This is a genomic window from Streptomyces microflavus (assembly GCF_014650075.1).
Lineage (GTDB): Bacteria > Actinomycetota > Actinomycetes > Streptomycetales > Streptomycetaceae > Streptomyces > Streptomyces microflavus.
Genome location: NZ_BMUG01000010.1, coordinates 43,882 through 57,436, shown reverse-complemented (window position 1 = coordinate 57,436; position 13,555 = coordinate 43,882). Strand labels below are relative to the sequence as shown.

The window sequence follows — 13,555 nt, the reverse complement described above, 5'->3', positions numbered from 1 at the left end:
GGCTCCCTCCGGGCTCACCCCGCGTAAGGGATCGGGGCTCGGCTCACCCGGCCTGCGGACACGGGAGTCGGCTCACCCCCGCGTAAGGACACGGGCGTCGGCTCACCCCGCGTACGGGTCGGGCACTTCTCCCTCCCGGGCCAGGAACGCGAAGTCGCATCCGGTGTCGGCCTGGGTGATCTGCTCCTGGTACAGCGCCCCGTACCCGCGTCCGTAGCGGGCGGGCGGCCGGGCCCAGGAGGCCCTGCGCCGCTCCAGCTCCTCGTCGTCGACGTCGAGCCGCAGGAGCCGGGCCCCGACGTCCAGCGTGATCGGGTCGCCGGTGCGGACCAGGGCGAGCGGCCCGCCGACGAAGGACTCGGGTGCGATGTGCAGGACGCACGCCCCGTAACTGGTTCCGCTCATCCGGGCGTCGGAGATCCGCACCATGTCCCGTACACCCTGCTTCAGCAGGTAGTCCGGGATCGGCAGCATGCCGTACTCGGGCATGCCGGGGCCGCCCTGGGGCCCGGCGTTGCGGAGGACGAGCACATGGTCGGGGGTGATGGCCAGGGCCGGGTCGTTGATCGTGCGCTGGAGCTCCTGGTAGTCGTCGAAGACGACGGCGGGCCCGGTGTGGCGCAGCAGGTGCGGCGCGGCCGCGATGTGCTTGATGACCGCGCCGTCCGGGCAGAGGTTGCCGCGCAGGACCGCCACCCCGCCCTCCTCGGCCAGCGGGTCCGTGCGCTCCCGGATGACGTCGGCGTTGTGGACGGCCGCCCCGTCGAGCTGTTCGCGCAGGGTGGTGTGCGCGACCGTGGGCCGGTCCAGATGCAGTACGTCGGTGAGCCGGCCCAGGAAGCCGGGCAGCCCGCCCGCGAAGTGGAAGTCATCCATCAAGTACCGCCCGCCCGGGCGGAGATCGGCGAGGACGGGGACCGTACGGGCGATCCGGTCGAAGTCGTCGAGCGTGAGCTTGACGCCCGACCGGCCCGCCATGGCGATCAGGTGGATCACGGCGTTGGTGGAACCGCCGAGCGCGAGGACGGTGGCGACGGCGTCCTCGTACGCCTCGGCGGTGAGTATCTGCGACAACATCCGCTGCTGCCAGACGAGTTCGACGATACGCAGCCCCGAGGCGGCCGCCATCCGCTCGTGCCCGGAGTCGACGGCCGGGATGGAGGAGGCGCCCGGCAGCGTGACACCCAGCACCTCGGCGGCGGCCGTCAGGGTGGAGGCGGTGCCCATCGTCATGCAGTGACCGGCGGAGCGGGCGAGGCCGTTCTCCAGCTCACCCATCTCGCAGTCACCGATGAGCCCGGCGCGCCGCTCGTCCCAGTACTTCCACATGTCCGTGCCGGAGCCGAGGACCTCGTTGCGCCAGTGCCCCGGCAGCATCGGCCCGGCGGGCACGAAGACGGTGGGCAGGTCGGCGGAGGCCGCGCCCATCAGCAGCGCGGGCGTCGACTTGTCGCAGCCGCCCAGCAGCACGGCCCCGTCGACCGGGTAGGAGCGCAGCAGCTCCTCGGTCTCCATCGCCAGCAGGTTGCGGTAGAGCATCGGGGTCGGCTTCTGGAAGGTCTCCGAGAGCGTGGAGACCGGGAACTCCAGCGGGAACCCGCCCGCCTGCCAGACCCCTCGCTTGACCGCCTGTGCGCGGTCGCGCAGGTGGGAGTGGCAGGGGTTGATGTCGGACCAGGTGTTGAGGACCGCGACGACGGGCTTGCCGAGGTGCTCCTCGGGGAGGTAGCCGAGCTGGCGGGTGCGGGCCCGGTGGCTGAAGGAGCGCAGGCCGTCGGTGCCGTACCACTGGTGGCTGCGCAGCTCCTCGGGCGCGATGCGGGCCGCCTTCCGGTCGTCCGTCACAGGGACCACTCGGCTATCTGCCCGGCGACCTCCGCGCGCCGGGCCTCGGGCAGGACCCGGCTCGGTGCGCGTACGTCGCGGCGGCAGAGGCCCAGGGCGGCGAGGGCCTCCTTGATGACGGTGACGTTGTTGGCGGACTGCTCCTCGGCGCGGAGCTCCTCGAAGCGGCGGATGCGCTCCCAGACCTTCATCGCCGCCACGTAGTCGCCGGCGCGCAGCGCTTCCAGCATGTCGAGGGAGACGGCCGGGGCGACGTTGACGAGTCCGGAGGTGAAGCCGGTCGCACCGGTGGCGAAGTAGGAGGGGGCGTAGAGCTCGGCGAGGCCGGCGACCCAGACGAACCGCTCCAGTCCGGCGTCCCGGGCGAAGGCGCCGAAGCGGGCCGTGTCGGGGACGGCGTACTTCACGCCGATGACGTTGGGGCAGGCGTCGGCGAGTTCGGCGAGCCGCTCGCCGGCGAGCCGCGGGTTGCGGATGTACGGGACGACGCCCAGCTCCGGAACGGCCTCGGCGATCGCCCGGTGGTAGTCGACCCACCCCTCCTGCGCGATGTAGGGGTGGACCGGCTGGTGGACCATCACCATCGCCGCTCCGGCTCCGGCGGCGTGCTCGGCGTCGGCCACGGCGGTCGGCACGTCGTGGCCGACGCCCACCAGGACGGTGGCGCGCCCGGCGGCCTCCTCCACGGTCAGCTCGGTGACCAGGCGCCGCTCGTCGGGGGTGAGCGCGTAGAACTCCCCGGTGTTGCCGTTCGGGGTGACGATGCGGACACCGCCGTCGAGCAGCCTGCGCATCAGGACGCGGTGGGTCGCGGTGTCGATGGTGCCGTCCTCGGCGAACGGGGTCACCGGGATCGCCACGACGTCCGCGAGGGCCGCCTTCGGCTCGGAGAAGTCCATGCGGACCGGCCTTTCGTCGAGGTGCTGGTGGTGCGTTTCCAGCAGACGGTTCACGCGGTGCCACCCCCGTCTTCGTCGTCGGGGAAGGCACGGCGTACGAACGATGCGATGTGGTGGTGCAGAGCCCCCGCGGCGGCCTCCGCGTCGTCGGCCAGGGCGAGCCGCAGGATCTCGCGGTGCTCGGCCGCCTCGCGCTCCCAGGAGGGGACCGCCGACCAGGCCACGGTCGACACGAGGGCCGCCTGGTCGCGGACCTCGTCGAGCATCCGGGAGAGCAGGGGGTTGCCGCAGGGCAGGTACAGGGCCCGGTGGAAGTCCCGGTTGGCCAGCGAACGATCGGCGGTGTCCTCCGCCAAGTCGGCTCGCTCCAGCGCCTCCTGGGCCGCCTCCAGCGAGGCCTTCCGGTTGATGGAACGGCGCAGCGCCTCCGGTTCCAGCAGGAGGCGTACGTCGTACACCTCCCGGGCCATGGTCGCGTCGACGAGCCGCACGGTGACGCCCTTGTACTGGCTCATCACCACGAGCCCCGTACCTGCGAGGGTCTTGAGCGCCTCGCGCACGGGAGTCTTCGACACCCCGAACTGCGCGGCGAGTTCCGTCTCCACCAGCGCCTGTCCCGGTCTCAGCTGCGCGGTGAGGATGGCGTGCTTGATTGCCTCCAGCACGTACTGGGTCCGGGACGGGATCGGGGCAGGGGCGAAGGTCATGGGTGACGGGCTCTCACATCTCGCGTATCGCGTCTCATATATGACGTACGAAGTACGACGCGATGAAGCTAGAGCCGCTCGGAATGTTTCGTCAACGCTTCGGACCGAAGAACTTGCTGTGCGTGCAGGGCTCTTGACGTAGCCGCCCCGGCTCCTTAGCTTGTCCACGCATGTGAATGCGATCCACGAGTTTGAAGCGCGGGGTGCGGCGGGCAGCTCTCTCCCGTCCCGGGAGAGCCCCCTGACCGCCCGGCGGCACGCGTCCGCCGCCCCCGTACACGCCCCCGAACGCGCCCCGCCGGTGTCGGCGTCCACACCGACACCGACAGCCGCGCCGACGCCGGCGTCCGCACCGAGGAGATCCCCTATGCCCACGCCCCGCACCGTCCTGCTGACCGGCGCCGCAGGCGGCCTCGGCACCCTGATGCGGGCCCTGCTGCCCGCGTACGGATACGAGCTCCGCCTCCTCGACATGGCCCCGGTCGAGGGCGAACCGGACGCGATCACCGCCGACCTGTCCGACCGGAAGGCGCTGCGCGAGGCCGTACGCGGGGTGGACGCGGTGATCCACCTGGCAGGCATCTCGCTGGAGTCGACCTTCGACAAGATCGTGCGCGCGAACATCGAGGGCACGTACAACCTCTACGAGGCCGCGCGCGAGGAGGGCGTGGGCCGCATCGTGTTCGCCTCCTCGAACCACGCGATCGGCTACACCCCGCGCCCGGAACCCGGCGACCCGCTGATCCCCATCGACACCCCGCGCCGCCCGGACACCCTCTACGGCCTGTCGAAGTCCTTCGGTGAGGACCTGGCCCAGCTCTACTGGGACAAGCACTCCCTGAAGACGGTCTCGGTCCGGATCGGCTCCTGCTTCCCGGAGCCCACCTCCGTACGGATGCTGTCGGTCTGGATGAGCCCGGCCGACGGCGCGCGACTCTTCCACGCGGCGCTGACCGCCGAGGCCGTGGGCCACACGGTGGTCTACGGCTCGTCCGCCAACACCCGCCTGTGGTGGGACCTGACGACGGCACGCACGCTCGGCTACGACCCGCAGGACGACTCGGAGCCGTACGCGGCGAAGCTGGTGGCCGAACACGGCGAACTGGACCCGTCCGACCCGGCGCACGCGGGCGTGGGCGGCCACTTCGTCACCGACCCGCCGATCTGGCCGCACTGAGGCGCCACGAACCCTGCCTGCGCGGCTCGTTGACAGCCCCAGGGCCCACCAGGATGCTGTGACAGCGCTCTTCCATCGATATAAATCCCCACCGGGACGGGCGCACCGGGCAGGGTCACCCACCCCCACAGCCTCCCCGCGCACCCGACCCCGACCGGGCATCACCCACCGGAGGCACACCCGGGAGCGAGCCGCCCATGAGACTGTTCCGCCGCTCGTCCGGCCTCGGTGCCCTGGCACTGGCCGGCGCCCTCACCGCCACCCTGTTCCTGTCCTCCCCCGACACCGCGCAAGGCGCTCCTCCGCCCCGCGAGGTGGCACCGCAGGGCCAGACGAGCCTGCGCGCGGCCGACCCGAGCGTTTTGCGGGTGGGCAGCACGTACATCGCCGTCCAGTCGACCGGCGGAGGCATCGCCGTACGGCAGGCGTCGTCGACGGACGGCCTCGCCACGGCCCCCGCCCGCCAGGTCTGGTCGGACACCCGCGGCCGGGGCGAGGTCTGGGCCCCGGAGATCGTGATGGACGGCGGCCGGTACTACATCTACTTCACGGCCGGTGCCGGAGCGGCGCACCGGATGTTCGCGATCAGCTCCGCCACCTCCGACAGCGGCTACGGCACCGAGACGCAACTAGCCCTGCCGGACAACAAATGGGCGATCGACGGAACGCTGTTCACCTTCAACGGCCAGCGCTGGTTCGTCTGGTCGGGCTGGGCGGGCGACACGAACGTGGAGCAGAACCTCTACATCGCCCGCATGAGCAGCCCCACCCAGCCCACCGGCGCCCGGTACGTCATCTCGCAGCCGCGCGAGAGCTGGGAGCGGGTGGTGGGCAACCCGTTCATCAACGAGAGCCCGGAGGCCATCAAGGACCCGAACGGGCAGCTGCACATCGTCTACTCCGCCAACGGGAGCTGGAGCGAGCAGTACTGCCTGGCGGACCTGCGGCTGCGGGCGGGCGGCGACCCGACGCACGTCTGGGACTGGTACAAGTCGAACGGCTGCCTGTTCGGCTCCAACCAGGCGACCATGATGGCGGGTTGGGACCCGACGCTGTACGTGAACGGCCCCGGCCACCACACGTTCGTGCTGCTGCACGGGGACATCGGCACGAGCCCGCCGGCGGGCCCGAGGTTCCCGTCGATGTTCCACGCGGTCCCGAAGGGCACGCCGTACACCTGGGCGAACCGCCACTGGTACACGGGGACGTTCGCGTGGTGGGGGAACACGACGTACTCGCGGGCCAACGTGCCGGGGCCGAACACGGACACGGGGTGGAGCCTGAAGTTCTTCGAGTGAGCTGAGCCGCCCCGGAGTCGCCTCCCCATCGCACTACTACCCGTCGATGACCAACCGCTCCACCCCTGTGTCGGTGAGCGAGTCGAGGGAGTCGAGCAGTCGTGCGGCGTGGACGAGGTCCTCGTACTCCGATCGGACAACGGGGAACTGGAAGTGCTGGATCAGCAACCCGATGTCGTCCATAGCCAATTCGGTCTCGTCGTTCTCCACCATGTCAACGACCGATGTAAGAGCGCTGACCGCCTGGGGCCGGTCAGCCAGTCTGCGGACCAGGCGCAGGGCGACGGAGCGGATGACGGCGCCGGGCGGGTCCAGGGGCGGGTTCCCGGGCGGGTTCCTGCGGCACATGTACGGAGGCTCTCCCTCTGAGGAATGCGGGGGCGAGAATTCAGCGCCCCGACACCGGAAGGGCGAAAGCCCTTCCGGTGCCGAGGCGCATCACGTCGGCGGCGCGGGTCGATGCGGGCGCTGCCCTTACCTGACCACGATCAGCTCCCGATCGGCTCCCAGATCGGAGCGCATGGCATCCCGGAGCCCTCCGAGCGCCGCCTCGTACTCAGCTCGGCCCCCTGAATACGCCTCGTCTCCGGCGAGCGTGCCGGCTGCGGCAAGATCCCGCACGTCACGCAAGCTGCTCGAACAGGGCCTTCGCTGCCTCATGGGCGGTCACGGTGGTCATGACGGGTACAAGGCGGGTGCCTGATCGGTTATGCCCGTAGCCGGTGCCCTTGCGGCATGGGGGTTCTCCCGGCTCGCGCCGAGACCGGTGCCACCTGGAGGGGTGACACCGGTCGCGGGTACGTGCACATGTCCGGGCGCGCCGGACTCAAGCCGGAACTGCGGGACCGACGGCGGTCAGGCGGCCCCGGCGTGCCCCTTACGGCCGGGACACGAACCGTACGCGTCGTCTCCGCCTCCGTGGCCGTAGCCGTAGCCGTAGTCCGTGTCCTCACACGGCTTGTCGTCGCGGCTGTTGGCGAGTCGCGCGATCACGACCTCCTGGTCGCCGCTGACGACGTACGGTCCCGAGACCGGGTCGCCGGGCAGGACGTAGCCATCCGGTACGCCGGTCTCTCGCAGGTAGTACGTGCCGTGGTCCAGGTCACCGAAGGAGCACCGGCCCGCGCCGTTCGTGGTGCAGGAGGTCCCGACACGGGTATCGGGGTCGCTGCCGCCTGTCTGGAGGCCTTCACGCCCGTTGGTCTCTTCCCACAGCTCGAACGTCGCGCCGGGCAGCGGTCGACCGCTGTCGGCATCGGTCTTGAGCAGCTTGACGGTGCCGGTGTCCGGCGGAACCGGTGTACGGGTGTTGGCGGCGGTGACCGAGACACCGGCGCTCGCGTTCTCCTCGGTCAGCACGAGCGGCCCGAAAACAGCAGGGTCGGGCAGGTCGTACCCGTCCGGAGCCGCCGTCTCCTGCCAGTAGTACGTCCCCGTCTCCACCGTCCGGGAACACGCACCCTCCGCATCAGTCGTGCACGAAGCACCGACCGACGTGTCAGGGTCGCCACCACCGGTCTGCAGACCGGCAGTCCCATTGGTCTCCTCCCACAACTGGAACGACGCACCCGGCAGCGCCGCACCCGTCTCGGAATCCGTCTTCAACACCTTCACCACACCGGTCGTCGGGTCGATCGGTGTACGGGTGTTGGCGGCGGTGACCGAGACACCGGCGCTCGCGTTCTCGTCAGTCAGCACGAGCGGCCCGAAAACAGCAGGGTCAGGCAGGTCGTACCCGTCCGGAGCCGCCGTCTCCTGCCAGTAGTACGTCCCCGTCTCCACCGTCCGGGAACACGCACCCTCCGCATCAGTCGTGCACGAAGCACCGACCGACGTGTCAGGGTCGCCACCACCGGTCTGCAGACCCGGAGTCCCATTGGTCTCCTCCCACAACTGGAACGACGCACCCGGCAGCGCCGCACCCGTCCCGGAATCCGTCTTCAACACCTCCACCGCACCGGTGACGGGCGGCGGGGTGGTGCAGTCGGGCAGGTCGCCGTTGAAGGGGTAGGCGTGGAACTCCTGACCGCCGCCACCCGTGGCGGCGCTGGTGTGGGTGAGCGACCCGGTGGTGAAGAAGCGTCCGTTGACGCCCGGCAGGGTGACCGTGGTGGACGAGCTCTGCTCACCGACGAGGAAGCTGCCCTGGAACTGGCCGGTTCCGTTGAGGTTCACCGTGGTGGCGTCGGGGATGTTCCACAGGAGACGCTCACGGTAGGCGTTGAGCGGGTCGGTGGCGTCGTCGATCCCGCCGCTGTAGGTGTTGAGCGTCCGGTTCGCGCCCACGATGTTGACGAGAATCGTCGCGCCGTCGGGGATGCCGGCGAAGACGATGCCCTGCTGGGCACCCGAGGGCCCCGTCAGGTCGAAGTCGACGTTGAAGACCTGGAGCGCGGAGGTCCCGTCACCGGTGAACAGCGTCTGGGTGCCCTGGTTGACGGCCGTCCCCGTGGGCGTCCTCGGTGCGCCGTCAACGCGCGCGTAGCAGCGGCTCGCAGTGGTGAGCTCGTCCCTGAGGGCGGCATAGGGGGCGACGGCCGCGTCGTCCTGGATGAGGGTGGCCTCGACCGTGCCGGTCAGCGTGCCGGCGTACCGTACGACACCGGCCTCGGCCAGCACCCGCTGGCCCGTCGCCACGGTGATATCGCCACCGGTGGTCAGCCAGTCCGCTCCGACGGGCGGCGGAACACGCGATCCGACGCCCACCTCTCCGACGTTGTAGGCCTGGCCCGCCTGGGCGTCCTTGTTCATGTCGAAGTCGTCCAGGACGACGACGCGCCCCTCGGCCTCCGCCGCAGAACCGCGGACGAGGAAGTCATCCCCCACGAACAGGTTGATCGCGTTGTCCCGGCCCGCGATGGGGCCGTTGTTGATGCCCGGGAACGGGTCGGGGCAATCTCCGGGAACACAGGGCCCGAGCCCGCCGGGCAAGGGCGCGGCCGACGCCGGAACGGCGCCCGGACCGAGCACGAGGAGGGGCACGGCCGCGAAGGCCGTCACGCAGGCGAGTCCGGCGGAGCCGATACGCCCACGAGGACGCCCATGGCGCCGAGGGGAAGGATGTCTCATGGCCGTGAGTCTCGGCTCGGACCGCACGGCGCGCCCTCGCTCGCAGCCGGCGCTGGTCCGGCCGGGGAGCACGCTCACCACCACGTGTGAGAGAGCGCCGCCGGATGGCGCAGCCGCCGGCCCCTTCCCCAGCGGCGTCTGCGCCGGGTCATGGACCACTGGGCGCCGACGCTTGCGGGGCAGGGGCAGCAGCCCACGGCCGACGCACTCACGGGCGACGACCCGCTAGAGCGAGCCGTCCCGTACGGCGGTGACGAAGGTCTGCCACGGGGTGGGGGCGAAGGTGTGCGCTCCGAGGGCGCGGTCCTTGGTGTCGCGGACTGCGTGGCGGCCGGAGGTGAGGGCGGCGTGCTCGACGCAGTTGTTGTTCGACCCGCTGTATGTGCTCTTGTGCCAGCGCGCACATTCAAGCTCGGTCTTCGGAACGCGAGCCGATCCCTCGATCATGATCTGCTTTCCTCGATAAGGTCGCGAACGTACTGCCGGGATGCGGTGGGCGACAGCGCGGCGGCAGTCAGTTCGTCCCATGCCTTGCTGTACGCCTGCACATCGGGGCTCTGCTCCAGCAACGTACCACCGGTGATGTGCTCCAACCACACCACTTCCACCGGCGGATCGGCCTGTAGCCCGAGGATCGAGAACGACACGTACTGCTCGATCGGCAGGGCGGAGTTCAGCGGCAGCACCTGGATGGTGACGTTCGGCGACGAGCCCGCTTCCAGCAGGTGGGCCAACTGCCCGGCAACGAGGTCCGTTCCACCGCCGATGCGGTGCAGAGCGGGGGCGTCGATCACGGCTCGGAACCGGAAGCCGAGCTTGTTGTCGAGCAACACCTTGCGCTTCATGCGGGTATCGCCAAGCGCCTCCACCTGGTCGGCCGGTACCGCCTGCTCGTACAAGCGACGCATGTACGCCTCGGTTTGGAGCAGCCCAGGAATGACCATCGGTTCGAAGGCACGGATCGCCTGTGAATCCGCCTCCAGCGTCAGGTAGTCCTTCAGGAAGTCATGAAGGAACGGCCCCTGCCCGGTCCACCAGTCGACCTTGTGGATCTCCTTCGCCAGCCGCTTCAGGCTCGCTCGGTGCCGCTCGTCCTCAACTCCGTACAGGTTGAGCAGCGTCGTCAGGTCGAGTGGGCGAATCCCTCGCTTCCCGTTCTCGATCTGGCTGATCTTCGGCTGCCCGCACTCCAGGGCCTCCGCCGCGTCCTGGACCTTGAGGCCGGCGTTCAGTCGGAGCTGTCGCAGTTCGCCGCCGAGTCGGCGGCTCCGCATCGTGGGCATGTCGCTCTGGGCCATGGCGTCATGATGGCGCCCAAGTTCACCTACGAACAACACACTTCGGCAACTTGCACCCTCCCGAGTGAAGTCACGAAGGAATACTTGCCTAAGTGATGCTGTGCGCGGCACTATCCGTCCCGTGACCGTCAGCGTCCACACGTGCACACGCTGCCGCTCAGTCGACGCATCACTCACTTCGTTCTGGAGGAGCCATGCCCGTCACCGCCGAACCGGACCCGCCCGACTACCGCCAGGACCTGGTCGCCCACCCCGAATCCCTGGCGATCATGCGGCGCATCGTCAGCGCGCACGTCGACCTCTGGGGCTTCCGGGAGTTGAGCGACTCCGTCACGCTCTGCGCCCATGAGTTGCTGGCCAACGTGGACCGGCACACCGGGTCCCCGCACTGCACGATCGCCCTGCGCCGCCGACCCGACGGCGTACGGGTGACCGTCACGGACACCAACACCGATCCGCCCACGTCCCGCGAACCCGACGAGGACGCCGAGGGCGGGCGCGGGCTGGCGCTGATCTCCGGGATCGCGGAGCACTTCGGCACGGTCATCCGGCGGGACAGCAAGGACGTGTGGGCCGAGATCCTCACCTCACGCCCGGCCGCACTGGCATGAACGCCCCACTCCCCCGCGCCTATTGGTGTCACGCCGATGTGGACGGCACCACGCCCGACCCGATCCCGGCAGACCTCCTCACCACCGCGCCCGGGCCCGCCGTGACCTGGATCCGTGAATCCGTACGGTGGCTGACGCCACGCCTCGACCGTGACGCCTTTCACCGGGCGTGGGCCTGGCTGGGTGACCACCGGGGCGCGGACGTGGCCGTGCAGACCCTGCGCCGAGGGCAGCTGTACGCGTACGAGCTGGACACCTCCGCCGCCCGCTGGCACTGGACCGCCTACCCCGTCTCCGTACTCCTGCCGCCTCCGCACCACCACTTACCGATCGAGAACCCCGTCAGGAGCTACGAATGACCGCCTTGACCACGACCACTTCCTCGTCGGGGGCCGCCGCCGAGGTGCGTACCGCCCTCCGCGAGGCCGGGCTGAACGTGGGCGCGACCGGCGACGAGGACCACGTACAGCTCGGACCCCTGCAACCGGCCGACGCACGGCAGTTGGCGCGGCTCATCCGTACCGGGACCAAGCGCACCCTCAAGGCCGCACGCGCACTGCGGGAGATCTGCGAGGCGTACCGGATCGACCTCCCCGAGCTGTGCGTACGGCAGGGCCGCATCACGCTGGGGACCTGCCGGCTCGCCGACGCCGTACGACTGGCACGACTGCTGGGCGCGTCCTCGCCCGGGCCGGACACACCGGACGCGCACGCCGTGCGCGACCTGCTGGCTCAGGCATTCTCGGCTGCCACGGGCGGCGGGGCTGTCGACGTCTCCGTACGGCAGGACGCCCCGGATGCGGTCGAGTTGGGGGACATCGACGCTCGTACGGCACGGCGGCTGATCGGCGCGCTGCGGTTCTGAGCCCGCAAAGGCGCACCCGTGCGCCGCAGGCCGTGCACGGGAAGGAAGCCGCCGCGGCCCTCCCGTGCACGGGATCATGGGGGGTGCGGTCAGCAGTTCGGGATCACCGTGCCGTTGTTGTCGCGGGCCTCGTCGTTGCCCCAGCGGGAGAGGTAGTACGCGGAGACGTAGGCGTTGCGGCCGTTCTTGCCCGCGTAGACGCTGTCCAGGTCGGTGCGCAGCCACCAGTGGTTGAACTGGGTCGCCGTGCCGACGCGAGTGCCCCACACCTTGCAATAGACGTAGTTCGTACCGGCGTTGAGGATCCCCTGCGCGTCGCCGGTGTCGGGGGCGGCGTAGCCGGTGGCGTTGGCGAAGGTGTCGACCCAGTACTTGCCGGGACCGCCACCACAACCGTTGTCGCTGGTCAGGTACTTGGCGTAGTAGGAACCCGGGTAGGGGCTGAGCGACTGGCCGTTGATGACGATGTTCTGGCCGACTCCATTGAGCAGTTGCTCGTAGTGGATGTGCGCGCCGGAGCTGTTGCCGGTCGATCCGGTGGTGCCGATCTGCTGGCCCTGGCCGACCTGGGCCCCGTTGGCGACGGAGAACGCGTTGAGGTGGAAGTAGTAGGTCTGCCAGCCGCCGCCGTGGTCGATGGAGATGTAGTTGCCCGCGCCGCTGGGCTGGGAGTGGCGGTAGGCCGTGCCGGGGGCGGAGGCGAGGACCGGGGAGCCGGCGGTGGCGCCGCCGTCCGTGCGGACGAAGTCGAGAGCCCGTCTGACCTCGGCGGAGTGGTGGCTGTAGGTCCACTGCTGGCCGCAGGCGTAGGGCGCCTTGAAGTTGGGCGCGGCGGAGGCCGGGGGCGCGGTGACGGTGACGGCGAGCAGTCCGCCGAGGAGGGCGAGCAGGGCGAGGAGACTCGTACGCGTACGAGCGCGGGTACGTATTCGGGGAGCGCGGCGCATGGGTGGGGGAATCCTCCGGGTCGACAACCGGGCAGTGGGGTGCGGGGTGCGCGAAGTGCCTTGGAATCTACGCGAGTTGAACGGACTCCAGAGTGCCGTAATCCGAGCCGCGCGGACAGACCCCGCGCCCTGGATGCCTCAGCTTCGGAGTCGGCTCGGAGTCGGCTCGGAGTCGGCTTCAGAGACAGGCGAGCAGGTCGTCGAGCGGGGCGGGGGCCCGGTCGGGGCCGAGGGCTTGAACGAGGGCGCGACCGTAATGGATCTTGCGCCCCTTCTTCGTACCGAGGAAGCGCCGCAACTGCTGCTGCGGGGACCGGCCTTGCTGCGCGGGCTGGCGCAGAAAGATCTGGAGCGCGCGCAGGTCACCCTCCGCCTCGACCAGCGCCTCCACCCGTGTCACGCCCAGGGTGCGGATGAGCTCCTCCTCCAGGTCCGCCACGCAGACGAAGAACTTCTGCTCCGCCCCCGCACCGGCCCGCTCCCACCCCCGCTCGTAGAAGCCGCGCTCCCGCTCGTCGCAGAGGCCCGTGAGGCGGATGCCCAGTCCGGAGGGCCCGAGGAGACCGGCGAAGCGGGCGACGCTCATCGCACCGCCCATGGGGAGTACGCAGACACCCTCGGCGGCGAGGTCCCGGCCGCGGCTCCCGGCCAGCGCGTTGACCGCGGCGGCGTCGCTCGGGCCTTCGAGGAGGACGGCGGTCCGTACGGGGAGCTGTTCGGCCAGCTCGCGGGCGAGGTCGCCAGGCCCGCCGGCCGCCCATGCGGTGACCGCCTCGCGGAACGCCTCCATGTCAGCCATGGGGCGAGTCTCCGCCCTACGCGGCCGGTGCGGTATTCAT

General features: G+C 70.4%; 14 protein-coding genes. 5 read left to right on the top strand and 9 right to left on the bottom strand.

The annotated features are described in order from the left end of the window. Positions 1-102 precede the first annotated feature (102 nt). From araD to IE264_RS27215, 3 genes are read right to left on the bottom strand one after another with little or no spacing between them, the layout of a single operon-like run. The gene (gene araD, locus IE264_RS27225; protein WP_032758163.1) at positions 103-1,845 is read right to left on the bottom strand and encodes an L-arabinonate dehydratase; all 1,743 of its coding nucleotides are present in this window, start codon (positions 1,843-1,845) and stop codon (positions 103-105) included. Further along, a complete protein-coding gene (locus IE264_RS27220) occupies positions 1,842-2,744 on the bottom strand; it encodes a dihydrodipicolinate synthase family protein (protein ID WP_032758219.1) in 903 nt (300 codons plus the stop codon). The genes araD and IE264_RS27220 overlap by 4 nt, the downstream gene beginning before the upstream one ends. A gap of 50 nt (positions 2,745-2,794) precedes the next feature. Beyond that, entirely contained in the window at positions 2,795-3,451 is a 657-nt protein-coding gene (locus IE264_RS27215) for a GntR family transcriptional regulator (protein WP_015609218.1), read from the bottom strand. Positions 3,452-3,818: 367 nt separating this feature from the next. Between IE264_RS27215 and IE264_RS27210 the strand changes: the two genes are divergently transcribed. Both IE264_RS27210 and IE264_RS27205 read left to right on the top strand, forming a co-directional pair. Beyond that, positions 3,819-4,628 carry an NAD-dependent epimerase/dehydratase family protein gene (locus IE264_RS27210; protein WP_032758164.1) on the top strand — a complete coding sequence of 270 codons (810 nt, stop codon included), beginning with the start codon at positions 3,819-3,821 and terminating at the stop codon, positions 4,626-4,628. A 197-nt stretch (positions 4,629-4,825) separates the two neighbouring features. After that, positions 4,826-5,926 carry a glycoside hydrolase family 43 protein gene (locus IE264_RS27205; RefSeq protein ID WP_032758165.1) on the top strand — a complete coding sequence of 367 codons (1,101 nt, stop codon included), beginning with the start codon at positions 4,826-4,828 and terminating at the stop codon, positions 5,924-5,926. A 36-nt stretch (positions 5,927-5,962) separates the two neighbouring features. Here IE264_RS27205 and IE264_RS27200 read toward each other — a convergent pair whose 3' ends face one another. The 4 genes from IE264_RS27200 to IE264_RS27185 all read right to left on the bottom strand — a co-directional run bounded on the left by IE264_RS27200 (position 5,963) and on the right by IE264_RS27185 (position 10,293). Continuing rightward, a complete protein-coding gene (locus IE264_RS27200; protein ID WP_032758167.1) occupies positions 5,963-6,274 on the bottom strand; it encodes a hypothetical protein in 312 nt (103 codons plus the stop codon). Positions 6,275-6,781: 507 nt separating this feature from the next. Next, positions 6,782-8,995 carry a choice-of-anchor A family protein gene (locus IE264_RS27195; RefSeq protein WP_190167717.1) on the bottom strand — a complete coding sequence of 738 codons (2,214 nt, stop codon included), beginning with the start codon at positions 8,993-8,995 and terminating at the stop codon, positions 6,782-6,784. Positions 8,996-9,220: 225 nt separating this feature from the next. Next, positions 9,221-9,442, bottom strand: coding sequence for a DUF397 domain-containing protein (locus IE264_RS27190; RefSeq protein ID WP_032758170.1), 222 nt, complete (start codon positions 9,440-9,442; stop codon positions 9,221-9,223). Further along, complete coding sequence (locus tag IE264_RS27185) at positions 9,439-10,293, bottom strand: helix-turn-helix domain-containing protein (protein ID WP_190167716.1); 855 nt, start codon at positions 10,291-10,293, stop codon at positions 9,439-9,441. Before IE264_RS27185 ends, IE264_RS27190 begins: the two co-directional genes overlap by 4 nt. A gap of 194 nt (positions 10,294-10,487) precedes the next feature. On the opposite strand from IE264_RS27185, the gene IE264_RS27180 reads away from it, so the two are divergent. Genes IE264_RS27180 through IE264_RS27170 form a run of 3 tightly spaced genes read left to right on the top strand, consistent with a single transcriptional unit; the run spans position 10,488 to position 11,769 of the window. Then, a complete protein-coding gene (locus IE264_RS27180; RefSeq protein ID WP_032758173.1) occupies positions 10,488-10,904 on the top strand; it encodes an ATP-binding protein in 417 nt (138 codons plus the stop codon). Beyond that, the gene (locus IE264_RS38130; protein WP_229887802.1) at positions 10,901-11,263 is read left to right on the top strand and encodes a hypothetical protein; all 363 of its coding nucleotides are present in this window, start codon (positions 10,901-10,903) and stop codon (positions 11,261-11,263) included. The genes IE264_RS27180 and IE264_RS38130 overlap by 4 nt, the downstream gene beginning before the upstream one ends. Next, entirely contained in the window at positions 11,260-11,769 is a 510-nt protein-coding gene (locus IE264_RS27170) for a hypothetical protein (protein ID WP_032758174.1), read from the top strand. The genes IE264_RS38130 and IE264_RS27170 overlap by 4 nt, the downstream gene beginning before the upstream one ends. Positions 11,770-11,858: 89 nt before the next feature. On the opposite strand, the gene IE264_RS27165 is transcribed toward IE264_RS27170, so the two are convergent. Both IE264_RS27165 and IE264_RS27160 read right to left on the bottom strand, forming a co-directional pair. Beyond that, positions 11,859-12,716 carry a M23 family metallopeptidase gene (locus IE264_RS27165; protein ID WP_032758176.1) on the bottom strand — a complete coding sequence of 286 codons (858 nt, stop codon included), beginning with the start codon at positions 12,714-12,716 and terminating at the stop codon, positions 11,859-11,861. Between the two features lie 178 nt (positions 12,717-12,894). After that, a complete protein-coding gene (locus IE264_RS27160) occupies positions 12,895-13,515 on the bottom strand; it encodes a TOPRIM nucleotidyl transferase/hydrolase domain-containing protein (RefSeq protein WP_032758179.1) in 621 nt (206 codons plus the stop codon). Between the last annotated feature and the right edge of the window lie 40 nt (positions 13,516-13,555).